Source organism: Psychroflexus maritimus (genome assembly GCF_011089875.1).
GTDB lineage: Bacteria > Bacteroidota > Bacteroidia > Flavobacteriales > Flavobacteriaceae > Psychroflexus > Psychroflexus maritimus.
The window spans coordinates 1-25,405 of record NZ_JAANAS010000034.1 but is presented as its reverse complement, the minus strand read 5'-3'; the positions used below and the strand labels follow the sequence as shown (position 1 = coordinate 25,405).

The following is a 25,405-nucleotide window of genomic DNA, read 5'->3' as shown; positions in this document are numbered from 1 at the left end:
ATGCATTAGCATTCTTAATGACTTTTTTCAACTTAGAACTCATTAATTATAATGTATAAACTCATTTTTGAAACAATAAAAAGGCTGTCTTATTCAAGACAGCCTTTTTATTTCATAGCAATTTTTTATAAATTTACTTACTTGAAGTTGATGTAGATTTCATTGCTAAAGCAAATACTACTAAACCAAATCCAATTTTGTTTACAGAGTCACCAATATTGTAAACTACATTCATAGCTCCTTGAGCAGCATCAATGTTCTCTACTAATTGAACTCCAAACAATCCACCTTCAGTTCCTAAAATGTAACCTACTGGGTAAATTGCCCAACCTACTAACACAAACCAACATAAGATTTTGTGAGCAGTTAATACATTTCCACCTGCGGATTCTGCTAATTTCTTAGCCTCACCAAACCAAACAATGTAAACAATAATGAAGTAAGCAATACCCGAAACTAATCCCCATACCCATTGCATAGTTGGACTATCCATAGACATAGCTTCTCCAAAATATCCTGTAACTAACATTACAACTGACCAAAAAATCAGTTTCCACATTAAAGATTGTTTAGCTCCTGCAACTCTTAAAATAAGGAAGAACTCAACACACATTAATGGTACTGTTAAAATCCAATCTACATATCTAAAAAATGTTGGAGATTCGCCATAAGCATCCCAATAATCTCTCATGTAGAAGTAATGTACTGCGGCAATAAAGGTAATTAAACCTGAAACTAACACAGAGGTCCGCCACTTATTGTCAAACTGACTAAGTGATAAAAAGAAAAATGCAGAAGCTGCCATCATGGCCATGCTTCCAATGAAAAACGTAAAACCGGTGTAATCGTCATTGGCGATTTTGGCAACATCGGCTAATAAATACATAAAATTACTCATAGCTTTAAAAATTTTTGTTCAATCAAATGTAGTGAAAACTTAAACAACAAAAATTATTATTAAGAAATATTTTTGACTATCTTTGATGAAAATTGAATTTATCAAGGTGAAAATTTATGTAATCTCAATTGTGTCAAGCTTTTTAGCTATAATGTTAAATTTTTTGTTAAAAAATTATTTGCTCGATATTTCAGGTCTTTTTTTAGTTCTAAGTCTTGGATTACTTCATGGAGCAAACGATTTATCTCTTATAAAAAAAATTAAATTAAATTATTCACAAAAAATTACAAGTTATACCCTAGTCTATTTGAGTTTAGTGCTTCTTGTACTTGGTGCTTTTTACTTTATCCCAGTAATAATTTTGGTAGCTTTTATTCTGATTAGCGCTTATCACTTTGGAGAACAACACCTTCAAATGAATAGGAAGTTCACTAAGCCATTGTTTAAATTTATTTATTTTACTTTTGGACTAAGTATATTGATAGGTCTGTTTTTCTTCAATTCAGCATCTACATCAGAAATTATAAGTGATATAACTAACTACTCAATTCCTGCTTACTTTTATCAATACGCATTGTTTTTTGCATTAACTCTACTCATGATATCATTTTTACTAGTTTTACTTCGAAATGAACTAAAGTTAATTTTTGTTCTCAAGAAAATATTCGATTTGGTATTAGTATTTTCAGTTTTTTACTTTTCTGAATTGCTGTTTGGCTTTGCAATCTATTTTGTGTTTTGGCATACTCTTCCTTCCTTAAATGATCAAATAAAATTTCTTTATGGAGAAAATTCAAAAGCAACTTGGCTTACTTACCTAAAAAAATCACTTCCTATATGGCTCATTTCAATCCTTGGTCTTTTTCTCCTTTATTACCTTTTTGGTAATGATAATTTGTATTTAAGTATTATGTTTGCCTTTATAGCAGCAGTAACTTTTCCACATGTAATTGTTATTGAGCGTATGTTTGAAAAGTATAATTCTAAAAATTTAAATCAATGAAAAATTATTTAATACTTGTTTTATTCGTTTTTTTTGTAAGTTGTTCATCAGAACATCAAATTATTGAAGGTAAGGTGGTTAATGCAAATGATGATCCAGTAGAAGACGTTCTTGTGCAAGTGATGGGAACCGACTTATTTGAATATACCAACGAGGACGGCTATTTTAAAATTGATACAAAAAGCAGAGGAGAGGAGTTGATTTTTAATAAGGAAGGTTATGAATTTCAAAGAGCATCAATTAACCAAGTAAAAGAGGTGTTACTGTCTAAAAAAGATTAAGCGCTGATTGTATGTTTTTTAGTTATTTTTTTCCCTTTCTCTATTGATTCTTGTGACTGAATAATTTCCCATAATTTATCAGAAGCTTTTTTTCGTGCCTTCTCTAAGTCTATAATCGGTTTAGGATAGTCAATCCCGAATTCAAAACCATACATTTTTTGTTCCATTGGGGTTAATTTCCATGGTTCATGGATAAATTCTTTTGGAATCTTATTTAATTCTGGAACATACTTCATAATAAATTCACCTTCTGGGTCATGTTTATACGAATTTTTAATTGGGTTGTAAATACGTAATGTATGTATTCCCGTTGTACCAGCTTGCATTTGTAACTGTGGATAATGTATTCCTGGTTCAAAATCTAAGAATAAAGAGGCTAGATGATTTGAAGCTAACTGCCATTTTTGCCAAAGTAAATGACAAAAGAACGAAACCAATAAAGCACGCATCCTAAAGTTGAGATAGCCCGTTTGTTCTAGGCAGCGCATGCTTGCATCAACTAATGGAAAACCTGTTTTTCCTTTTTTCCAAGCTTCTATTAAATAAGGATTTTGTTTTTGCTGAAGTTTATTGAAAGCCGAATTGAAGTTCTCAAATTCAATACGTTCTTCCATTTCAAACTTTTGAATGAAATGAGCTTGCCAGCGTAAACGGCTAGAAAATTGATGAATAGCATTTTTGTTTTTTAAATTACTTTTTTGTTCTTCTAACTTTTGAAGTACTTCCCTTATTGAAATATTGCCCCAAGCAATATAAGGAGAAAGCCTACTACAGGAGGTTCTGGCCAGTAAAGGTTTTGAAATGTTAGATGGATAGTTAATATGTCTTTTATTTAGAAAACTATTCAAGTACCTCAATCCAAAACTTCTGCCTCCATGTTGAAAATTTGAGTTAGGTGAATAGTTTGGATTCCATCGTGATAAATGATTATATAAACCATTGATATCATTTAGGCTCACAAAAGAGGAGCTATTTCCATGAAAAATTAAACGCGTTTTATTCATGTGATTTTCCCAAGAATTCACCCAACTTTTTCTTGATTTTAATCTTCTTATTACTCCATTATTTATAAATTCTTTCCAGGCTATTTTCTCTGAATGAAAATACTTCTTTACATCAAGATCTCTTTGGTAGGTTTTATCCAATCCAGTTTCTTGATGACTAAATACGTGCTTAATTCCAAGGATTTGATGAATGCTTCTAAAACATTGAATAGCTTCTCCGTGAATACAAAGAATTTCGGTTTGATGATTTTTTAATTGAAGCTGGAGTTCTTCAATAGATTGATAAATGAACCTGAAGTGTCGTTGACTATAGTGGGGGTCTTTTTCAATGATAGGTTCAAATACATAGAGCAAAAGAATCTGTTCGTTTTGCTGAAGCGCTGCATGTAATGCTTGGTTATCTTCTAATCTTAAATCACGTTTAAACCATACTATATTTACCATTTGGTAAAGTTAATACGTCTTCAACGTGATTAAAAATTGAGTAATCAACTTTAGTTAATTTTTAGCTTTACTTTAGGCAATTTGTGCTTGCTTTTTTGCAGCTTCAATAAAACTCACAAATAGCGGATGGGGTTGCGCTACCGTACTTTTGTATTCAGGGTGATATTGAACTCCAACAAACCAAGGATGATTGGGTAGCTCTACCACTTCAATTAATTGAGTTTTTGGGTTAATCCCAGTGCAAAGCATGTTGTTCTCTTCTAATTTTGAAACATACTTATTGTTTAATTCGTAACGATGCCGATGCCTTTCTGAAATCATTTCAGCATTGTAAATCTGATTGCTTAAACTTCCTTCTTTCAATTCACATTCCCAAGCTCCTAAGCGCATAGTCCCTCCTAAGTCTGTAATATTTTTTTGGTTGTCCATCAAATCAATTACCGGGTGCGGGGTGTTGGGGTTCATTTCTGTAGAGTTAGCATCTTTTAATCCTAACACATTTCTGCTAAATTCAATTACAGCCATTTGCATACCTAAGCAAATTCCGAAAAAGGGTATTTTGTTTTCACGTGCAAATTTTACTGCTTCAATTTTTCCTTCAATCCCTCGTTCACCAAAGCCTGGAGCAACAAGAATTCCGTGTAGGTTTTTAGTTTCTGGGTTGTTTTTAAAAATAAATTCAGAATGAATATTAATCACATTTACTTTTACATCGTTTTCTGCGCCAGCATGAATAAACGATTCTAAAATCGATTTATACGAGTCTTGAAGTTCTATGTACTTGCCAACTAATCCAATATTAACAACTTCGGTAGCATTTTTAAATTTCTGCAGAAATTTATTCCATTTTGTTAGGTCTGGAGATGTATCTTGAGGAAGGTTTAGTTGAGCAAGTGTGATGACATCTAAGCCTTCCTTCATCATCATATTAGGTACATCGTAAATAGTTGAGGCATCTTTAGATTCAATAACAGCCTTGCGTTTTACATTGCAAAAACGAGCCAGTTTATTTCTTAAATCTTCACTCAAGTCATGCTCCGTTCTACATACCAGAATATCTGCCGCTACACCGCTTTCCATTAGCGTTTTTACAGAATGCTGGGTGGGTTTTGTCTTTAGTTCTTTTGCCGCTGCTAAATAAGGGACAAGGGTAAGATGAATGACTAGCGAGTTGTAATCGCCTAGTTCCCATTTTAACTGCCTTACTGCTTCAATATAAGGAAGTGACTCAATGTCTCCAACAGTTCCGCCAATTTCGGTGATAATGATATCGTACTCGCCAGAATTTCCTAAGATTTGGATACGTTCTTTAATTTCATTTGTGATGTGTGGAATAACTTGTACGGTTTTTCCAAGGTAATCTCCACGTCTTTCTTTCTCAATTACACTTTGGTAAATTTTACCTGTAGTTACATTGTTGGCTTGTGAGGTGTTTACATTAAGGAAGCGTTCGTAATGCCCTAAATCTAAATCGGTTTCAGCACCGTCTTCCGTAACAAAGCATTCACCATGTTCATACGGATTTAAGGTTCCTGGATCAATATTGATGTAGGGGTCTAATTTTTGAATGGTGGTTTTATATCCTCTTGATTGAAGTAATTTTGCAAGTGATGCAGCAATGATTCCTTTCCCTAGAGACGAAGAAACACCGCCGGTAACAAAAATGTATTTTGTATTAGCCATGACGTGTTGATTTGATGTCTTTACGGGACGCAAAACTAAGGCTTTTTTTACAAATTAGAAGTATTAATCTAACTATTTATAATGCAATATGTGGAAACAAATGGCTAGTTTGTTTTTTTAAAACAGATTGTTTTACTCAAAATTTCGATAAAACTTCAAGAAAATTAAGCACTACATTTCTAAGATTCGTTTACGCTCTTTTTCGTATTCTTCTTTAGTAATTAAGCCATCGTCGTACAAGGCTTTTAATTCTCTAAGTTGATCGGCTTTTGATAAGATTGATTTCTTTTTTTCTCCTTCTATCTTTTTTTGATGGCCTTCAATGGCTTGCATTTCGTAAGTTCTTGATGGCTTGTATTTCATTGTCCATAAAAATGGAAATAAGAAAAATATACCACCAATAATAGCACCTACATCAGTTTCTTCATCTCTAGAAAAGGAGTTTTCAAAATCTTGGTAACCTTCCTTTTTTAACTTCACTAGAGTAGATGAGCCTACAATCTTAGTATCTCTATGGGTGTATGGAGTTGTGCCAACATATTCTCCATTCAAATATACCTTTGCTTTAGAAGGGGTAGAATTAATAGTAGTTGTGCTAGAGCAACTTGCTAATAGGATAATAGTTGCCAAAAAAATTGCTGTAAGCTGAACTTGTTTTTTCATACTATTGTAAAAATAAGATTTAAACAAATTTAAAGATAAAATTCTAATTTATAACATTGATATAAACTTCTTTTTGCTTAACTTAAAATTAGCTTAATTAGCTTAATTAGTTTAATTTTTAAAAGAGAACTTTTCTAACACAATACTAAATTTTGAATAGTATTTTCTTGGTGTTTTTATGACTCGTTTATTCTTTATTTTACTAAAGCTATTGTAGAAACTAAAGTGAGCTTTAATTACCGCCAAAAAATGCATTGGTTTTAGTTGAAATAAGAAATAAAATGCTGCAAAACCATCCAGGATTAGGCGAAGTAATAATTTGATATAAATATTTCTTGAAGGGGCATTCTTTACTAAATTATAGAGCGAATTTCTAAAGTTTAAAAATGTTTTTCTAGGATTTAAGGTATTTAAAGTGCCTCCTCCTAAATGAAAGATTTCACTTTTAGGCGTGTAATAAGTAAGGAAACCAGCATTGCGCATTCGCCAACACAAGTCAATTTCTTCCATGTGAGCAAAATAGTCTTCATCAAATCCTCCTACTTCATAAAAAACTGATTTTCTAATTCCTAAACAAGCACCTGAAGCCCAAAAAATTTCTTGAATTTGATTGTACTGACCTTCATCTTTTTCAATTTGATTAAACATTCGTCCTCGGCAATAAGGGTAAGCAAAATAATCAATGAGGCCACCAGCTGCTCCAGCGTATTCAAAATAATCTGGCTTTTTATAATCTTTAATTTTTGGTTGAACGGCAGCTATATTGTTGTTTTCTTCTATAAGTTGAATAATAGGTAAAATCCAATTTTTAGGCACTTTTACGTCGTTGTTTAACAAGATGCAAAATTCTTCTTTAACTTCTTTTAAAGCTTGATTATAACCACCTGCATAACCAAAGTTTTTAGATAACTGAATAATTTTTACCTGAGGAAAGTTTGCTGTTGTCCAAGCTACTGAAGTATCGTTTGAAGCATTATCTGCTAAGTAAACTTGAGCGGGCCTGCTAAAATTTGCCACCGAAGGTAAAAACTCCTTGAGTAATTTTAGCCCATTCCAATTCAATATAACTACGGCGGTGGTAATCATTTATACGTAGGTAATTTGGGTAAAAATGTATATTCCTGTAGTTCTTTGTTCATTTCACAAAAATAGTGATTAATTCCATTAGTAATCATTAAATACCTAGCGTTTAATTCCATATTGTATTTCGCTATTTGATCAAATGTAGCCTGAGAAATAGGAATAGAAGGAGCTTTACATTCAACGATTAAATTAATTTCTCCATTGGGTTCAAAGGCAACAATATCATATCGCTTAATTCGGCCATTAATTACAATTTTACGCTCTTCACTAAGCAAAGTAAGCGGATAAGCTAAATGTTTGTGCAAAAATTGAACACAATGTTGTCTTACCCATTCTTCAGGGGTGAGTACCAAGAATTTTTTACGCAAAATAGAGAATATAGCTGTTTTATTTTCTCTATTTTTGACCCTAAATTCAAAAGCGGGAAAATTCAATTTTTGCATTGATTTTTTAAGTTTATTGCAAATATAAGTGTTCTATAATGAAGAAAGCAGCTCAATTACTTAATGATTTACAACAAAAAAAATACGCGCCTATCTATTTTTTGGTAGGAGAGCACGAAACTTTTTTTGTAGATCAAATTGCAAAATATATTGAAAACCATGTGCTTACTGAGGAAGAAAAAGGTTTTAACCAAAGTGTCTTGTATGCTAAAGACGTGAGCATGAATGAAATTGTTGAAGCTGCTAAGCGATATCCTATGATGGCAGAATACCAAGTAATTATAATTAGAGAAGCCCAAGATTTATCCAGGCAACTAGATCATTTAGAAGCTTATGCAGAACAGCCTCAACCCTCAACAATTCTAGTTTTTTGTTACAAATACAAAAAACCAGATGGGAGAAAGAAAGTGATTAAAACCATAAAAAAAACAGGTGTTTATTATGAAACAGCGAAGATTTATGATAATAAAGTACCTGAATGGATAGTTCAAACCTTGGCTCAACATCAATTTAGCATAGACCCAAAGGCAAGTTCTATGTTGGTTGAATTTCTTGGAGCAAGCTTGTCTAAGATTTATAAAGAATTAGAAAAATTAATGCAAATTTTACCTCAAGGAAGTAGAATTACCCCTGAGGCTGTTGAAGAAAATATAGGAATAAGTAAAGACTTTAATAATTTTGAATTAACCAATGCTATAGGTTTAAAAGATGAAATTAAAGCTTTTAAAATCATTCATTACTTTGCGCAGAATTCAAAAAATAATCCTTTGCCATTTACGGTAGGAGTGCTTTTTGGTTATTTTGAAAAACTACTTATATATCATTCCTTAAAGGACAAATCCAATACTAATGTAGCTAAACAACTTGGTGTGCATCCATTTTTTACGAAAGATTACAGTATTGCAGCCAAAAACTATCCCCTTAAAAAAGTGAGTAAAGCTATTTCATTGTTAAGGGAAATCGATGTAAAGTCTAAAGGAGTTAATTCTACTGTTATGCCTCATGGTGATCTGCTTAAGTCATTTTTGGTCCAAGTAATGAGGGGCTAATCATTAAGTACTCAGCGTAGCTTAAAAGCATTATTTTAGAATGGATTTAATTTTTTAAAGAGCCCTCAAATACAATTTCAAAAATATAGGGTCACTTCTATAGATTCTATTCACGAGTTCAAAAGTTACTTAATTCGATAAAAAAAGCCTTTCCGAATTTTGGAAAGGCTTTGGCGTAAAAAAAAACAATTGAATTCAGATGAAAATCAATACAGTAAAAGACTTCTTAATTTTTCTAGGTCGTCTTGGGTGAACCCTAAACCTTCTATAAAATAATTTTCGACGCTAGAGTACTCCTTGTTTATCTGAGCATAAGCTTCATCTAGATAGCTTTCTCTCACTTCCATGAAGGGTCTTAGTGTGGTGTGGTCTATGCCGTAAACTGCAGCTTTTTCTAGCGTTTCTTCGTTTTCTGCGTAGCGATAATAGTTAGACATCAGATAGTCTGCATAAATGTCTTCCTTGCTAACGCCTAGTACATCTAAAAGTAAAGCTGAGGCCACGCCAGTTCTGTCTTTTCCAGCGGTACAATGATATACCAGTGGTGTTTCATTTTTGTTTAGTTTTTGATACAACGACTTGTAACTATCTTTAAATTTAACAGCAAAATCTCGTGTAGCTTCTGCCATAAATGCGGCGCTTTTTTCAGCATCAAATTTTTTGATTTCTTTTATCATTTCCTTTTCTCCACCACCACCCATGAGGCTGTCTTTGCCAACAGGAAGATGGAAGTAAGCAAAAGAGGCATTGCTTGTGATACGGTCTGGTTCTTCAGTGGTTTCAGAAGTGGTTCTTAAATCACAAATGGTTTTAATGCCTAAATTTTGTAATTTTTCTACATCATTTTCTGTGATATCTGAAAGCTTATCAGCTCTATAAATCATTCCAAACTTTACTCGTTTTCCATCTTCAGTTTTCATACCGCCTAAATCTCTAAAGTTATGCGCACCTTCAAGCATGATTTTTTTATTACTGAAGACTAAGGAATCACCTTCCTTGTTCACAAATCCAAAAAATTGTCTAGTGGTGGCTTCTGGATTTTGTTGGTAATCTTTCACAGGAACTAAAGTGTTCCAATCCAATTCTTCAGCAGAAGATGCCACGCTCATTTTCCATTCTTTTTCATCTTGAAAATTCATGGCATACTCACCAGTCTCATTTTGAACAATGTCTATTTCAGTAGTAAGTGTTTTTGGGGGTTGCTCCCCTTTTTCATAATCTGCGCATGAAGCGAGAGAAATGGCGATAAGAAATACTATAAAATTAAGTTTCATAAGATTTTTTAATTAAAATAATTGATAAGAAATACCTAGTTGACCTCTCAATGAGTAGTACTCAACTTGTTCAGGTCGGTTAACGTTGCCATGGAAATAACGCAGTGGTTCATTGGTCAAATTATTCAACTCCAAGAATACCCTTACTTTGTTATTGAAGGCATAAGCGGCAGAAAAATCAATGGTTAAATTTTCATCATACCAGCGGTTGTGTTCTGGGCCGAATTCTGAAAACCCTACAACATTTTTTCCTTTGTAGTTTGCTGCAATACGGGCTAGAATTCCGTATTTTTCATAAAATAAAGAGGCATTGTAAAGGTGCTGAGATTGATTAGGTAAAGGTTGTTTTAGAATTGATTTTTCAATAGTGCCAGCGCCATTCACATTAAAAACAGGAACATCTACTTCAGAGTCTGTGTAGGTATAATTCACATCTATACCAAAACCACTCAAGACTCCTGGCAGAAAATCAAGTCGCTTAGATAAACCTGCTTCAAAACCTACCAAATAACCGTTTTCTAAGTTTCTTGGCTCTGTAATGGTGTATAATAAGCCATTAATGTTTTGTTGACTTGTACTGTTGAAAATATCATCTGTGATTCGCTTATAAAAAACGCCTCCAGAAAGCACACCCACGTTATCAAAAAAGTATTCACCCATCAAATCAAAATTATCTGAAAAAGTAGGGTTCAGGTCAGGATTACCTCTAGAAATAACCTGGAAAGCATCATTTTGAGTTGTGCCTGGGTTTAAGCTACCAAAACTTGGTCTAGCAAAAGTTCTTGTGTAGGCTGCCCTAATATTGATGTTGTCTTCAGGCGAATATTTAAGATGCGCCATTGGTAAAAAGGCGTTTGTGGTTCTATTTCCTTCTGCCACTACAATACTTGGATTCTCATCTTCATCTAAAATAACTTTGTTACCCGTATAATCTATGCTTGTCATTTCGTTTCTAAAACCACCAATGAAGGAAAGCTTTTCGTTGATATTGTAAGTTAGCATTGCATATCCTGCAAAGACATTTTCTGTTCCTTCAAAAAAACTTGCCGCTGAAGATGGGTTATTTTCGTCTTGGCGAATTCTTATGGCGTTTAGTTCATCGATAGATTCTGGTCTGAACAAGTTAAGAAGTTCATCTTGTGTTACTTGATCGACTAACTGGTCGTTATAATTTTCACCTAATTCTGTTAAGAAGCCACCGTTGCTAGGAAATGCTTCAGTTTCATAATTATTTAGGAATGGAAAAGGAGAATCTGGAACCCCTACAAGCGCACCAGGGACAAATATGGTGAGGGGAGAGGCTTCACTTCTGGTTTTCGATCTAAATTTTCCACCAAATTTGAATGTCAACTTATCTGAAGCTTCATGCTCTACATCTAGCTGACCTATATAATCTTGTTCTTCACTAGACTGTTCAAAATTCAATAAGTTTTCAATAAACAGTTGGTCTGGAGAAAGAGGATTTGCCATATTTGGCTGAATATTATTGAAAGGATCACCGGCAACCCCTTGTGGAGCGTCACCCTCTAGGTATTTATATCCATCAGGAGAAAGGCCTTGGAAGCCAACATTTTGCTGTCTGAAAATTCCTAATAAAAGTCCTGCACCTTCATCTGGATTTGGAGTAGGAGTAGATCCTAAATTAGCTTTAGTTCTATAAGTAGCCCCTTTCCAGCTCAAAGATGTCTTTTCAGTAAGTTGATGCTCCCCACCAAATTCTCCTCCGCTAAGGTAGGTGCCCCAAATGGCTTTTCTTTGTCTGATTTGAGCAGCATCTTCATTGAATAAAAATAAGAATTCTCTAGATCTTTCATCATCTTCAAAACTTGTCGAAATTCCTCTAAAGAAGATTTTATGATCATCATTAAAATTGTATTCTGCCCCAACATTTAGTCCTAACGTTGAGCGTTTCCCTATATAATCTCTAAGCTCTAATTGACTAACAGAAAATTGCTGGTTAGGGTCTTCCAAATCAGCATTATATCCCACTTCATAATTGTCTGTACCCCAGTTGCGCTCCCATGCGGCACCTGAAATTATGATGCCTAGCTTATCGTTAAAAAATCGATCGCCATAAAGTACAGAAGCGTTATAGCTTCCGTCTTGAGCCTGGTTGTTGTATCCACCAGCTAGGTTTACGTTCAGTGTTCTTTCATAAGGCGCAGTTCTTGTAATAAAATTGACCGAACCTCCAATAGCATCACCTTCCATATCTGGAGTTATTGCTTTGGACAACTGAACATATTGAATTAATTCTGAAGGAAAAATATCCAAAGGAACTGATCGGTCTGATCCTGTCCCTAAGCCATCAGACGTCCCCACAGCAGCTGGTAGTCGGTTGCCATTGATAAGATTGGAGTTCCATTTTAGAGGAGCACCTCGCACACTTACATATCTTCCTTCCCCATGGTCTCTTTCTATTGAGACACCTTGAATCCTCTGAACCGCTTCGGCTGCATTTCGGTCGGGTAGTTTTCCAATAGCATCTGCTGCCAGAACATTCATAATGGCTGCAGATTTCTTTTGAATTGATAAGGCTCTTGCTTGCGATGGTCTGTAGGTACTTTTTACAACTACCTCTTTTAGTTCGCTATAATCCTCTTTTAAGGTAATTTCACCTAAATCCATTGAAACTCCCGCCTCTAGGTTCAAGGTTTTTTCATAAGTCTGATAGCCTAAGAAAGTTATGCTAAGTGTCGTTTCACCCGATGGTACATTTTTAATTGAAAACCGACCAGACAAATCTGTTACTGTTCCTATTTCGGTGCCTTCCAATTTTATTTCAGCTCCAGGCACAGTGCCATAGCTGTCTATAACCACACCTTCTAATTTAGAGGTGTTGCTCTGTGCGTAATTCATAAACGTTCCAAAAATGAATAGCGCGAAGATTAAAATACCCAATCTATTATTTTTAGTAAGTTTCAAAAAATGCTTTTTTCTCATGTTTTCTTAATTTGTTTAATTATTATTCCACAAATATTCACATGAAAATCAAATTTTAAGTCACACCCATTTTCCTGACCCATTTTACAGTTTTACCCAATTATATGACACTTTTTATTTGTTTAAATAGTTGATTATGAATACTTTGTTTGTTATTAATAAATTACAATCAATAAGTAAATAAAACATTAATTCAGGTTAAGCAAATAGAAAATGAGCTGGAATGAATTTTATAGTCATAATTCACACCTAAAAATATCTTCAGCTCAAAGCTCTTCTTGTGAAACATAATTCATTTTGAAAAAGTTTTTTCTCTAAATTGAAATGAATAACCAGTACTAGTCGATTTAATTAGATATTAAATTAAATGCTTCAAGAAGCAAGAGCTTTCTTTTTAAATTCTGAAGGTGTTTGCTGTGTAAACGATTTAAAGTACCGATTGAATGAAGATTTAGAATTAAAACCACATTCATGAGCTATATCTATGAATGATTTTTTTGAGTTGGTTTCCATGATGATTTCTTTAGCCTTTTCTACTCTGAATTTGTTGATGTACTGATAGAAGTTTTTGTGGTAGTACGAATTAAAAACTTGTGTGAGGTGATGTTTTGGTATTCCAGCTTTTTTGGATAAGACTTCTAAAGAAAGGTCTTCATTAAGCCATGGTTTAGAATTTTTAATATAAGTTTCTAGTTGTTCAGCAATGCGTTTTAATTGCTCATTAGAAAGTGCCGACTTATAATATTTTCCTGAGGTAATTTCTTTTTTTCTTAAAACCTCTTTCTTTTTATTTAAAATATACAAATGCTGCATGAGCAACACGGATATGGATATGAGCGAAATATAAATAATAGATCGTGGGATAAAGTGCTCATTGGCATCAGAACTTAACAATGCTCCTAATGCAAAGCTAATGATTGGCGGTATAAACAGAAGTAAATTGATGATGAATAGCCTTTTCCATTCAAAACCCTGGTAGCGGTGTTTGTTTTTGTAAATAATTCTCAAATTAAGGATACCATATGTTGTTATAGATAGGTAATAAGCAAGGATTGTAGAGATCCTGTAATAAAATAAGAGTGTTTCAGGAATTTGATTGTATAGAAAGCTAAACAATATCAAATAAATATATACAGCTGAAGCCAAAAAGAAAACTAAGAAATGTATCCAATTCTTAAGAGCTTGCTTCAAGTTGTAAAACTTTAGGATATAGAGGTACAAAATAGGACCATAGCCTAAGGTGAAGCAGGTAGTTAGGTTTCTGAATAAATCTACTCTGTGGAAAACTGTTAGGATCAAAAACTTTAAGAGAAAATGAGCTATAGCAAATGAAAAGAAAAGTGCAATTATGCGTTCTGTATTCTTCAGTTTTCCAGAAGTAAGCAGCAACAGAAGTAAAACAGCAAACTGAAACAAGGCGATAAATAGTATGTAAGTCATCTGCTATTATTAAAAAAACAAACTAAATTGACTAAAAAACCATCAAATTTTTAATTGACAAATGTTGCTAAACACCAGTTAAATCATTTTGTCTAAACTTTAAGTTATTGTAAAGTATTCGAGAAGTAAATAATATTCCTGAAATTGACTGAACTAGCTTATTTAAAATTAAAATAAATAAGACGAAAATGTTTGAATTAAAATAGGTTTACGAATAATTGATTAGAAGTTCGTTATTTTTGCGAAAATTGAATTTTAAAGATTATAAAACAAAAAAACTATGAAAGTAGAAGACGTTAAAAGTTCTCAACAAGCAATAGACTTAGAAGATAAATACGGTGCTCATAATTACCACCCCTTACCAGCAGTGCTAAAAAAAGGTGAAGGTGTTTTTGTTTGGGACGTTGAAGGCAAAAAATACTACGATTTTCTTTCTGCTTATTCAGCTGTAAATCAAGGGCATTGTCATCCAAGAATTGTTGGTGCTATGTCTAAACAAGCTGGAACGATTACCCTAACTTCTCGTGCTTTTCATAATAATGTATTAGGTGTTTTCGAAAAATACGCTACTGAATACTTTAATTTTGATAAGCTTTTACCTATGAATACAGGAGCAGAAGCTGTAGAAACTGCGATTAAAATTTGTAGAAAATGGGCGTACGAGAAAAAAGGAATTGCTGAAACTGAAGCTCAGATTGTAGTTTTTGAAAATAACTTTCACGGAAGAACAACTACAATAATTTCATTTAGTAATGACGAAGGAGCTAGAAAGAACTTTGGCCCCTATACACCGGGATTTATTAAAATTGCTTATGATGATACAGCTTCATTAGAAAAAGTTTTAAGTGATAATAAAAATATAGCGGGTGTTTTAGTAGAACCAATTCAAGGTGAAGCTGGGGTTTATACACCTCAAGATTCGTTTATTCCTGAAGTAAAAAGACTTTGTAATGAAAATGAAGTGCTTTTTATGGCCGATGAGATTCAGACCGGTATTGCAAGGACCGGTGCTTTATTAGCCGTTTGTGGTAAATGTAATTGCCAAGGACACTGTGAGCGACAACCTACTTATTCAAGACCCGATTTACTCATTTTGGGTAAAGCTTTATCTGGTGGAGCTTATCCAGTTTCTGCGGTTTTAGCCGATGATACTATTATGGAAGTAATTCAACCTGGACAACATGGTTCTACTTTTGGAGGTAATCCAGTTGCCGCTGCGGTTGCAATGGAAGCTTTAGAAGTTGTAAAAGATGAACAACTTGCCCAAAATGCAAGAGCTTTAGGTAATTTGTTTCGTTCTGAATTGCAAAAATATATAGATCAATCTTCAATTGTGAATTTAGTTCGCGGACGAGGGTTACTAAATGCGATCGTAATTAACGATACCGAAGACTCTTCAACAGCATGGAAAATTTGTATGGCATTGAAGGAAAATGGGCTGTTAGCAAAGCCAACTCACGGAAATATCATTCGTTTTGCTCCTCCTTTAGTGATTAACAAAGAGCAGTTATTAGATTGTGTTTCAATAATTAAGAATACTTTAAAAGAATTTGAAAAATAATGTTATAGTTTAGCATTTTCTAAAATTGCTTAGAAATGAATATTGCTCATAGCTGAAAGCATTCATTTTTAAGCAATTTTTTTATTCTTCAACTTTTAAATTCCTTCTTGTAAAATCGATTCTAATTTATCTTTCAAGCTACTGAAAAGCGCGGTATTACATTTTTTTTGGATAAAAAGCTAAAAAACTTCTAGTTAGCTAATAAGAAAAGAGCTTATATATTCCGTCTTGCTGGAAAATATAAGCTCCTATGGGTTAAATTTTTTTTTTATTAATTGTTATCTGCCTTATTATCGGGCTTTTCTTTTAGATTTTCTTCAGCTTCAGCTCCATTTTTATCATCCTTAACTTCTTCATTTGTAGTTGGAGTTTTTCTGTCTTCTTCAGCTTTCTTTTTTTCGGAAGTTAATCGAGAAGCTTTTGAAGCTTTATTTTCAACCATTTCCTTTTTCTTAAAGGGTCTTTTTCCGAAGATTTTTTCCATATCATCTTTAAAAATTACTTCCTTCTCTAGCAATTTTTCAGCTAAATTAACCAACTTATCTTTATTGTCTTTAAGGATGTTAATTGCTCTATTGTATTGCTCTTCAATAATTTTCGAAATTTCTTGATCGATAAGTTCAGAGGTTTTTTCACTGTAAGGCTTTGTGAAATTAGGTTCTTGGCCCTGAGAATCGTAATAAGTTAGGTTTCCTACTTTTTCATTCAAGCCGTAGATGGTAACCATAGCTTTTGCTTGTTTGGTCACTTTCTCTAAATCGCTCAAAGCTCCAGTAGAAATTTTATCAAACATAACTTTCTCTGCAGCTCTACCTCCCATGGTAGCACACATTTCGTCAAGCATTTGTTCAGTCCTAACAATTAGTCGTTCTTCAGGTAAATACCAAGCAGCACCCAACGATTGTCCTCTAGGCACTATGGTGACTTTTACTAATGGAGCGGCGTGCTCTAATAACCAACTTACAGTGGCATGACCAGCTTCGTGATAAGCAATTGCCTTTTTCTCGTCTATAGTCATGATTTTGTTCTTTTTTTCAAGACCACCAATAATACGGTCAACAGCATCTAAGAAGTCTTGTTTTCCAACTGCTTTGTGATCATTTCTAGCCGCAATTAAAGCAGCTTCATTACACACATTAGCAATATCTGCACCAGAAAAGCCTGGGGTTTGTTTAGCTAGGAAATCGGTATCTAGTTCATCATCAATTTTTTTCAAAGGTTTCAGGTGAACTTCAAAAATTTCTTTTCTTTCGTTTAAATCGGGTAAATCAACATAAATTTGTCGGTCAAATCTTCCCGCCCTCACTAAAGCTTTGTCAAGAACGTCTGCACGGTTGGTAGCAGCAAGCACAATAACATTAGTTTTACTTCCAAACCCATCCATTTCGGTGAGCAGTTGGTTAAGTGTATTTTCTCTTTCATCATTTGAACCAGAAAAATTATTTTTTCCACGGGCTCTACCTATGGCGTCAATTTCGTCAATGAAAATGATTGCGGGAGATTTGTCTTTAGCTTGTTTAAACAAATCTCTAACTCGTGAAGCTCCTACCCCTACAAACATTTCAACAAAATCTGAACCCGACAAAGAGAAGAAAGGTACTCCTGCCTCTCCTGCAACTGCTTTTGCTAATAAGGTCTTACCTGTACCTGGAGGACCAACAAGTATAGCTCCTTTAGGAATTTTACCGCCTAAGTTGGTGTATTTATCAGGTTTTTTCAAGAAATCTACAATTTCTTGAACTTCATCCTTAGCCCCTTCAAGGCCAGCAACGTCTTTAAATGATGTTTTTACATCAGTTTTTTCATCAAAGAGTTTAGCTTTTGATTTTCCGATATTGAATAATTGACCACCAGCTCCACCACCGGCTCCACCGCTCATTCTTCGCATGATAAAAATCCAAATTCCAATAATCAAAACAAAAGGAAGAAGCCCAATTAATACATCACCCCAAACATTAGTTCGTGTATCAAATGAAACTTTAGTTTCTAAGTTATTTTCCCTAATAGTTGAATTTACTTTATTTTCAAAATTTTGTAAATCTCCAAATTCAAATTCGTAGTGAGGAGTGTTAGGAGAAGGGAAAACTTCATTATCTGTTACTCGTTGGTGCTGAGGTTGTTCTTTTGCTTCTGGGCTCAAGTAAACTTCAGCAACACGATTGTTTTTAATAATAACTACACGTTCAATATCACCATTTTTCAAAAAACTTTCAAATTCGCTTGGACTTGTTTCTTGAATTTTGCTAAAACCGCTGCCACCAAATAGTTGTACACCTATAAATATGGCAATAATCCCAATATATATCCACCATGAACTAAACTTTGGTTTTTTGGGTTTACCTGATTTATTATTAATAGATTTCTTGCCCGAATTTTTGTTGTTACTTTTCTTATTAGTAGAACTCATCTAAATTTCAATTAGTAATTTGTTGATATATTTGTTATTTCAGCATCGCCCCAAAGGTCTTCTATTGCGTAATATTCTCTAATCTGTTTTTGAAAAACATGCACTACTAGATTGATGTAATCCATAATTACCCACTCAGAATTTTCTGCACCTTCTACGCTAAACGGCTTGTCTTGAAGCGCTTTACTTGCTGTTTTTTTAATGGAGTTAGTAATAGCATCTACTTGGGTATTCGAGCTTCCGCTACAAACGATAAAATAATCAGACACGGTATTGTCTAATTTTCTTAAATCTAAAATGGCAATATCTTCACCTTTTACTTCTTCTATTCCCTTTATAACCTGCGTAATAAGTTGATCAGTATGATTATTGTTCAATGCTTGTATAATTTTTAAAATTTTACGCAAAGTTATGTTTTTTTGTTGTATAATAGGGGTTCTTAACAAAAGATTTATCTTCAAAAATAGTACAGATTTTGAAAGTTATTAGACATAAAAAATGCGCTTCAACCAACGATGAAATCAAGCGTTATTTTAATCAAATTAGTACACCGACTCCTGTTTGTTTAATTACCGATAATCAATATGGAGGAAAAGGGCAACTCGGCGCAAAATGGTCTAGTTTGCCTAATAAAAACCTAACTTTTTCATTTTTATTTCCGAACATTAATTTAAGCATAGAAGAAACTTTTAAAATCAATTTACTAACTATCTTGAAGCTAAATGAAGCTTTTAAATCTCAAGATATTACTAATTTGCTTTTTAAATGGCCTAACGATTTAATTCTTCAAAATAAAAAAATTGGAGGAATTCTTATTGAAAATATTTTACAAGCTAATCTTATTAAAAGAAGTGTAATAGGAATAGGTATTAATCTTAATCAAACCGATTTTAAAAGTCATCCAAAAGCAAGTTCATTAAAACGTATTTGCCAACGTCCTTTTGATATAGATCAATTTTTTAGGCAAATAATTCTTCATTTTGAAGACTTTGAGGAACAATTACATGCCATGTCTTTTAATTTTCTTCTTCAAGCTTATCATCAACTTCTTTTTAGGCTTGGTAAAACTTCTATGTTTGAACTTAACGAATCATTTCTTCCAGGAATAATTAGAAAAGTAAATAAAAACGGTAGGTTGGTAGTTGAGTTTGAAGATCGGTTAATACAAGATTTTGATGTAAAAGAAATCAAATTAATTTATTAAAAAATCAATGGACTACACAATTATTTAATTTTTGAAAACTAAATTATAGTGCATGTTCTTTAGCGTTAAAAAGCGCAAAGTTTATTTCATGTTTTTATTGAGCCCATTTTAAGCCAAACCAATTTGACAATTATAAAGGAGTAAATTTATTTTTAAAGTTTTTGAATATTTTCAGTTAATGTATTGATGAATTTTTTAATGGGCGATTTAATCATCATACTCATCATTGCATTAAACTCTCCTTCAAAAATCAACTGGAATTTCGAAGAATTTTCAGCAATTTCTTCAATGTTTGCGGTTAATGTAAAAGGTAATTTATCACTCTTTGCCCCCAAGATAATCTTCGAGTAATCAGTTTTTTCTTTAAGTTGTGATTTTAAAACAGGCATTCCTTTAAGTTGAAACAAAAAGCTTTCTTGATCAAGAAGTTCAAACTTTTCAATGCTTTCTGGCATTATTTTTTCAAAATTTTCTACACTAATTAAAAAGTCAAATATCTCTTTTTGGCTTTTGCTAATTTTTACTTCTGGGCTTTCTAAATGCATTTTTTTATTTATTTGTTATTCCAGTTTGCGGGATCTAATCGCCAACTTTTTAAGGTGTTTAATTCTTTGTTATTTAAATAGTTGGTATCAAAAGCTTGCTGAATTAAAAATTCATAATTGCTTAAACTTAAAAAATCAATTTCGGCATTTTGTAAATTTTCAACAGAAGTATTGAACCCGTATGTAAAAATTGCAAACATTCCTTTAATTCTAGCATTTGCCTCACTTTTTAAAGCATTAACAGCGTTAATACTGCTATTACCAGTACTAATTAAATCTTCAACCACCACTACATTTTGGTGTTGCTCTAAGTGACCTTCAATTTGATTTTTTCTACCGTGTTTTTTAGGTTCTGGACGTACATAAACAAAAGGCAAGCCTAGCACGTCTGCAACCAATGCCCCAATACCAATTGCACCTGTGGCAACTCCTGCAACAACATCGGGTTTTCCCCATTTGGTTTCAATACCTTTGGCTATTTCATGAGCAACATAATTTCTTATACTTGGGTAAGAAAGAATAATTCTATTGTCACAATAAATTGGAGACTTCCATCCACTTGCCCATGTAAAAGGGGTTTGAGGATTCAATTTTATTGCTTTAATTTGCAATAGTAATTCGGCTGTTTTTTTGGCGGTTTGTTCATCTAAAATCATAAGTGCAAATGTACAAAGTTTTTCTTAACGACATTCCAATAATTCTTTCTACTGAAGAAAATTTTGGTACGGGATATGTTAATTTCCCAATCAAGAAAGTGAAAATCAAATCTTTAATTAAAGATATAAAAAATGGCAAATATTTTTATATTAACCTTTACCATAAAAAAGAAAAAAAGCTTTTAAAGCACTTAAAGAAAAAATTAAAGACTATTTCTGCCGGGGGGGGATTAGTTGTTAATTCTAAAAACGAAATTTTATTCATTTTCAGGAATCAGCGTTGGGATTTGCCTAAAGGTGGAAAAAAAAGACGTGAGACTATGGAAGAGTGTGCTATAAGAGAAGTGAAAGAGGAAACAGGCATAGATCAGTTGGAAATCACAAAATTTCTAACCGTCACCTATCACATTATGAAACGCAAAGGAAAATATAGGTTGAAAGAAACTTTTTGGTTTGAGATGTATTCCGATTCTGATACGAAGTTAACGCCTCAACTTGAAGAAGGTATTACAGAAGCTAAGTGGAAAGCTAAAAAAAAGACAGAAAAAGCTTTAGAAAACTCCTATGCCAATATCAAGCAACTATTTTCACTTTACCAAACTAATAAATCTTAAAAATAGGGTAACGCAAATATTCTTTTTCTTGTAGCTCCGCTGTTTTATAAATCCAATTTAATTGAGCGTTCGGGTCTTTTGCAAAAGATTCGTCTTTACTTTTCAGTATTTCAAATTCTTTTCTTAAGCTTGAATTTTTCATCAGTATTTCATAAGCTAAGTCTTCAAAAACATAGGGAGAAAAGCCTTCTTTTCTTTGTAAAATAGTATCAAAAAAATTCCAATTAAAAAATGAATCGGTGGCCTCTGGTTCCAAAACTTCAACGATATATCTAATTGCGGATTGCTTAGGGTCCACTAAAATATCCCCCTTCTTAAAAGTAAGTTTGTTTTGGTTTTCCTCGGTTTTAGTATGGTAGTGAAGGTAATGACCTTCATAAGGATTTTTTAATGTTTTGTAGTCTTTTATTTTCACTTCAGTCACTTCAATTAGGCTATCTTTTTTCAATTTAATAAGCTCAACTTCATTTGCTTTTAAGCGCTCAACAACTCTTTCCCAAGCCTGGGGAACTAAATAAAATTTTGGAAGCTTTACATGCTTACTGCTTTTGTAATTATTGTAATAGTCTATTTCAAAATTATCAGGTTGGTGGTTCAAGTATTTTAATCGCTTAAATCCAGTTACTTGGCTATTTTCGTAAGTGTATTTATAACCTTTAAATTCAAAATTGGTGATTTTAGTTGAGTCAATTTTCCAATGCAGGGGGTATAATTCTTGCTTTTGCCAATAATCTTTTTGTGCTCTTCTTTTTGTTTTTATCGTTTGATAGTTAGCGTCTAAAAAGTTAATACTTTCTATTAATGTTTCATAGGTGGCCATAACACGTTTTTCATAGTTTTTAAGCATATGTGTTTCAATCATAAAACTAAGCGTATGCCAAAGTGAGGTATAGCCACTAGAATATCTAGGTGTGTCTAAATATTGAGAAAAGCCATTATTTGGTGGGGCATTGTAAACATTAACGTAAGGAGTTGATGGAATTCCTTTTTTATTTAATTCTTTAGTAATATACGGAATCATTTTTTTTTCTTGATAATCGGCTAAGGGCCCACCAAGCTTATTGTGCTGACTAAATAAATGGGTTAGTGTATATTGGTAATCTGCTCCATTACTTACATGATTATCTATAAAAATATCGGGCTTGACCAAATGAAATATTTTATAAAAAGCAAAGGCGTTTTTAGTATCTGCTTTTACAAAATCTCTATTCAAATCATAGTTTCTTGCGTTACCTCTAAACCCGTAGGCTTCTGGCCCATTCTGATTAACCCTTGTGGTGCTATTTCTATTTAGCATACCACCAATATTATAGCAAGCAATGATATTAATTTGCGTGTGTGCTGGACGGTTTAATTTTTCTTCTGAATAATTTTTAAGTAAACGTATAGTCGCTTCAATACCATCGCTTTCACCAGGATGAATATTGTTATTAATCAATATTTTTGACAAACTACTTTTTCTGGGTTCAATTTGAATTAAATGAATGGGCATACCAGCATCCGTGTTTCCAATGGTATCTAAATTTATAAACAGATGTTTAGAAGCCATTTCTTCTAAAAAACCAATGAATTCTTGATAAGTTGCTGTTTTGTTATTTGCAAGATTAGCTATTTCAAGCTTCGACTGACTCAAAACTGGAAAGCTCATAATAAATCCTACAATTAAGTAAAATAGTTTATTCATAGTTTTTAGTATTTCTTAGAGCTTACTAAACTATAAAAAATTATTAATTGTTTTTAAGTTTGCTATTTAAAATGATTTGCAAGCTTTATTATTTAATTTGACTAGTCTAAAAAGTCAGTAAAATTCAAATCGTTATTTTTATCTCAAAATAAGACAACAGTTCATGTTGAAGTCCTTTTTTTGTATTTAAAAAAATGAAAAATAGATTCTTACTTATAGGAATACTTCTTTTATTCAATTTACAATTTTGTTTTTCACAAAAAGATACTACTTTATTAGATACCATTCAATTAGCTACAAAATTAGAATTAGACCCCAGAAAAACTACTTCACCTATTTATTTGGTTAACGAAAAGGAAATCAATAGAGCTAATAATGTTTTATTAACTCCAGTTTTAAATCGTATTCCAGGGATCTATATGCAAGAGGGTAGTACTAATACGAATCGTATTACTATACGAGGTATTGGAGCAAGATCACAGTTTTCTACAAACCGATTGAAGGTTTACTTGGATGACATCCCCATTACTTTTGGAAATGGCGAAAGTATATTTGAAGATATAGATTTAGAAAACTTAGCTGAGTTGAAAGTGATAAAAGGCCCCAATGCTACAATTTATGGCAGCGGACTAGGGGGTGTACTTCAATTAAAACATAAAGAATCCATTAAAACTGGAAGTCAAGCAAAAGTAAATTACACCACTGGAAGTTTTGGGCTCCAACGCTATAATGCAATAGCTACTATTCAGGATGAGAATACAAATTATTTAGTGAGTTATTCCACTATGCAATTGGATGGTTTTAGGCAAAATAGCGAATATGAAAGAGAATCAATCAATTTTAAAGCTAGGCTTGCTTCTAGTCAGAATACCAGCCTTAGTTTTCTAGGTGTATATACAAAACTCAAAGCCTATATTCCAAGCTCTATTACTCCAACAGATTTTCAAAATAACCCAGAAATTGCGCTCAGCAATTGGTTAGAATCTCGTGGTTTTGAGTCCTACAATCGCCTTAATTTGGGTTCAAATTTAAAGCATCAATTTTTAGCTAATTTAAAAAATTCCACTTCAATTTTCATGAATTTTAGAGACAGCTATGAACCTCGCCCGTTTGATATCCTTGCTGAAGCTAATTTTTCTTTTGGAGTGCGAAGTGTTTTTGATTACCATCAGAAACTTTTTGGAAATGAACTAAAACTTCAGTTTGGAACAGAATTTATGCAAGAGTTTTATTCAAGTTCAACTTCCGAAAACCTATACAAAGATTATAATAATCAAGGAAGTGTGCGTGGCGATTTGCTTACAAACTTCGGACAAGAACGCTTTTATATTGATTATTTTGTTGATGCTAATTATGAGGTTAGTGAAAAGTGGTATTTAGATTTTGGCTTCGCTGTTAATTCTACCCAATATCTCTTGGAAGATTTATTTTTAAATGATGGTAGCGATACCTCAGGAAACTTTTCGTATGGTACTCAATTTTTACCCAAAGTTGGGCTCAGTTATTTGCTGAGCAAAAACCAAAACATTCAAGCTTCAGTAAGTAAAGGTTTTTCTGTGCCTACGGTTGCTGAAAGCCTAACGGAAGAAGGCTTGTTTAATACAGACTTAAGCCCTGAAAAAGCTTGGAATTATGAGCTAGCCTGGAAAGCAAATTGGTTGAGCAATCAACTTACTTCTGAAGTAAATGTTTACCGAATGAATGTGAATAACCTAATTGTAGCTGAACGCATAGAAGAGGACAGGTTTGTAGGAAAAAATGCTGGATCAACAAGACATGACGGAATTGAAGTTGTTTTAAAATCTTTTGTAGGAATTGCTTCTCAAATTTACATAGAACCTTATCTTTCTGGAGCTTTTAATTTTTTTAAATTTAGAGACTTTGTTGACGGAGAGGAAGATTTTTCAGGCAATGACCTTACGGGAATACCAAGCGAACAGATTAACTTAGGTTTAGATGCCTTATTATTTAGGCATTGGCGCTTTTTTTCTAACTGGAGTTACGTAGGGAACACTCCAGTAAATGACTCAAATTCTCAATTTGCTCCAAGCTATCAACTCATTAATTTGAAATTGGATTATCAGTGGCAAATTCACCCCCAACTTAAGTCGTTAATTAGCCTTGGTGTGAATAATTTATTAGACCAAAATTATGTAGCTAGCGTGCTTCCTAATGCCGTAGGTTTTGGAGGAGCAGCGCCGCGTTCCTTCTATCCTGGCTTACCTAGAAATTATTTTGGAAGCATAAATTTTGTGTATGATTTTTAAAGTATTGGCGTTTGGATCAAACGCCTTTACAATAAAATGCGGGATTATTTTTGAATTGATAGTTTTGTTCTCATTACAGGGAGATACCGCATACCCCCTTTACTTTTTTGTCATTCCGCACGAGCGATAACGAGATGCGGAATCTTATGGATTGGAATTCTGAACATGTCTTTGGTTATACCATTTATCAATTGAAATTACCGCAATAAAACGCCCTTTTTCCCTTTCTGTTTCATTATAAAAAGAAACCATAGCTACG

General features: G+C 33.1%; 21 protein-coding genes. 7 read left to right on the top strand and 14 right to left on the bottom strand.

Annotation, left to right across the window (positions count from 1 at the left end; translation table 11 throughout):
- Window positions 1-133: 133 nt before the first annotated feature.
- The gene (locus tag G7034_RS03215) at window positions 134-898 is read right to left on the bottom strand and encodes a bacteriorhodopsin-like (protein ID WP_166399523.1); all 765 of its coding nucleotides are present in this window, start codon (window positions 896-898) and stop codon (window positions 134-136) included.
- Window positions 899-1,076: 178 nt separating this feature from the next.
- On the opposite strand from G7034_RS03215, the gene G7034_RS03210 reads away from it, so the two are divergent.
- Both G7034_RS03210 and G7034_RS03205 read left to right on the top strand, forming a co-directional pair.
- A complete protein-coding gene (locus tag G7034_RS03210) occupies window positions 1,077-1,901 on the top strand; it encodes a Brp/Blh family beta-carotene 15,15'-dioxygenase (protein ID WP_166399522.1) in 825 nt (274 codons plus the stop codon).
- Window positions 1,898-2,182, top strand: coding sequence for a carboxypeptidase-like regulatory domain-containing protein (locus G7034_RS03205; protein WP_166399521.1), 285 nt, complete (start codon window positions 1,898-1,900; stop codon window positions 2,180-2,182). The genes G7034_RS03210 and G7034_RS03205 overlap by 4 nt, the downstream gene beginning before the upstream one ends.
- On the opposite strand, the gene G7034_RS03200 is transcribed toward G7034_RS03205, so the two are convergent.
- The 5 genes from G7034_RS03200 to G7034_RS03180 form a co-directional block, all read right to left on the bottom strand.
- On the bottom strand, window positions 2,179-3,630 hold the full coding sequence (locus G7034_RS03200; protein ID WP_166399520.1) for a cryptochrome/deoxyribodipyrimidine photo-lyase family protein: 1,452 nt from the start codon (window positions 3,628-3,630) through the stop codon (window positions 2,179-2,181). The two genes, G7034_RS03205 and G7034_RS03200, sit on opposite strands and share 4 nt — an antisense overlap.
- Window positions 3,631-3,702: 72 nt before the next feature.
- Window positions 3,703-5,313, bottom strand: coding sequence for a CTP synthase (locus tag G7034_RS03195; RefSeq protein ID WP_166399519.1), 1,611 nt, complete (start codon window positions 5,311-5,313; stop codon window positions 3,703-3,705).
- Window positions 5,314-5,484: 171 nt separating this feature from the next.
- Window positions 5,485-5,976, bottom strand: coding sequence for a PEGA domain-containing protein (locus G7034_RS03190; protein ID WP_166399518.1), 492 nt, complete (start codon window positions 5,974-5,976; stop codon window positions 5,485-5,487).
- A 111-nt stretch (window positions 5,977-6,087) separates the two neighbouring features.
- Window positions 6,088-7,062: a glycosyltransferase family 2 protein gene (locus G7034_RS03185; protein ID WP_187349855.1), complete on the bottom strand. Its 975-nt coding sequence runs from the start codon at window positions 7,060-7,062 to the stop codon at window positions 6,088-6,090.
- On the bottom strand, window positions 7,059-7,502 hold the full coding sequence (locus G7034_RS03180) for a type I restriction enzyme HsdR N-terminal domain-containing protein (protein WP_166399517.1): 444 nt from the start codon (window positions 7,500-7,502) through the stop codon (window positions 7,059-7,061). Before G7034_RS03180 ends, G7034_RS03185 begins: the two co-directional genes overlap by 4 nt.
- A gap of 38 nt (window positions 7,503-7,540) precedes the next feature.
- Between G7034_RS03180 and holA the strand changes: the two genes are divergently transcribed.
- Window positions 7,541-8,551, top strand: a complete 1,011-nt coding sequence (gene holA, locus G7034_RS03175; RefSeq protein ID WP_166399516.1) for a DNA polymerase III subunit delta — start codon at window positions 7,541-7,543, stop codon at window positions 8,549-8,551.
- Window positions 8,552-8,757: 206 nt separating this feature from the next.
- On the opposite strand, the gene G7034_RS03170 is transcribed toward holA, so the two are convergent.
- From G7034_RS03170 to G7034_RS03160, 3 genes are all read right to left on the bottom strand, one after another.
- Window positions 8,758-9,825 (bottom strand): tyrosine-protein phosphatase, encoded by a 1,068-nt coding sequence (locus G7034_RS03170; protein ID WP_166399515.1) that lies wholly within the window; start codon window positions 9,823-9,825, stop codon window positions 8,758-8,760.
- 12 nt (window positions 9,826-9,837) lie between these two features.
- Window positions 9,838-12,684: a TonB-dependent receptor gene (locus G7034_RS03165; protein WP_166399514.1), complete on the bottom strand. Its 2,847-nt coding sequence runs from the start codon at window positions 12,682-12,684 to the stop codon at window positions 9,838-9,840.
- Window positions 12,685-13,140: 456 nt separating this feature from the next.
- Window positions 13,141-14,208 (bottom strand): helix-turn-helix domain-containing protein, encoded by a 1,068-nt coding sequence (locus G7034_RS03160; protein WP_166399513.1) that lies wholly within the window; start codon window positions 14,206-14,208, stop codon window positions 13,141-13,143.
- 280 nt (window positions 14,209-14,488) lie between these two features.
- Between G7034_RS03160 and rocD the strand changes: the two genes are divergently transcribed.
- Entirely contained in the window at window positions 14,489-15,769 is a 1,281-nt protein-coding gene (gene rocD / locus G7034_RS03155) for an ornithine--oxo-acid transaminase (protein WP_166399512.1), read from the top strand.
- Window positions 15,770-16,040: 271 nt separating this feature from the next.
- Here the strand turns inward: rocD and ftsH are convergent, their stop codons facing one another.
- Both ftsH and rsfS read right to left on the bottom strand, forming a co-directional pair.
- Window positions 16,041-18,176, bottom strand: coding sequence for an ATP-dependent zinc metalloprotease FtsH (gene ftsH / locus G7034_RS03150; protein ID WP_166399511.1), 2,136 nt, complete (start codon window positions 18,174-18,176; stop codon window positions 16,041-16,043).
- 11 nt (window positions 18,177-18,187) lie between these two features.
- Window positions 18,188-18,574 (bottom strand): ribosome silencing factor, encoded by a 387-nt coding sequence (gene rsfS, locus G7034_RS03145; RefSeq protein ID WP_394351932.1) that lies wholly within the window; start codon window positions 18,572-18,574, stop codon window positions 18,188-18,190.
- Between the two features lie 77 nt (window positions 18,575-18,651).
- On the opposite strand from rsfS, the gene G7034_RS03140 reads away from it, so the two are divergent.
- Window positions 18,652-19,380, top strand: a complete 729-nt coding sequence (locus G7034_RS03140; protein ID WP_166399509.1) for a biotin--[acetyl-CoA-carboxylase] ligase — start codon at window positions 18,652-18,654, stop codon at window positions 19,378-19,380.
- Between the two features lie 152 nt (window positions 19,381-19,532).
- Here G7034_RS03140 and G7034_RS03135 read toward each other — a convergent pair whose 3' ends face one another.
- The gene (locus tag G7034_RS03135) at window positions 19,533-19,925 is read right to left on the bottom strand and encodes an SRPBCC family protein (RefSeq protein WP_166399508.1); all 393 of its coding nucleotides are present in this window, start codon (window positions 19,923-19,925) and stop codon (window positions 19,533-19,535) included.
- Between the two features lie 8 nt (window positions 19,926-19,933).
- Entirely contained in the window at window positions 19,934-20,581 is a 648-nt protein-coding gene (pyrE, locus tag G7034_RS03130; protein ID WP_166399507.1) for an orotate phosphoribosyltransferase, read from the bottom strand.
- Between the two features lie 8 nt (window positions 20,582-20,589).
- Between pyrE and G7034_RS03125 the strand changes: the two genes are divergently transcribed.
- Complete coding sequence (locus tag G7034_RS03125) at window positions 20,590-21,195, top strand: NUDIX hydrolase (protein ID WP_166399506.1); 606 nt, start codon at window positions 20,590-20,592, stop codon at window positions 21,193-21,195.
- On the opposite strand, the gene G7034_RS03120 is transcribed toward G7034_RS03125, so the two are convergent.
- Entirely contained in the window at window positions 21,182-22,879 is a 1,698-nt protein-coding gene (locus G7034_RS03120; protein WP_166399505.1) for a M14 family metallopeptidase, read from the bottom strand. The genes G7034_RS03125 and G7034_RS03120 overlap by 14 nt on opposite strands.
- Before the next feature lie 194 nt (window positions 22,880-23,073).
- Between G7034_RS03120 and G7034_RS03115 the strand changes: the two genes are divergently transcribed.
- The gene (locus G7034_RS03115) at window positions 23,074-25,146 is read left to right on the top strand and encodes a TonB-dependent receptor family protein (RefSeq protein ID WP_166399504.1); all 2,073 of its coding nucleotides are present in this window, start codon (window positions 23,074-23,076) and stop codon (window positions 25,144-25,146) included.
- The last annotated feature ends 259 nt before the right edge of the window (window positions 25,147-25,405 follow it).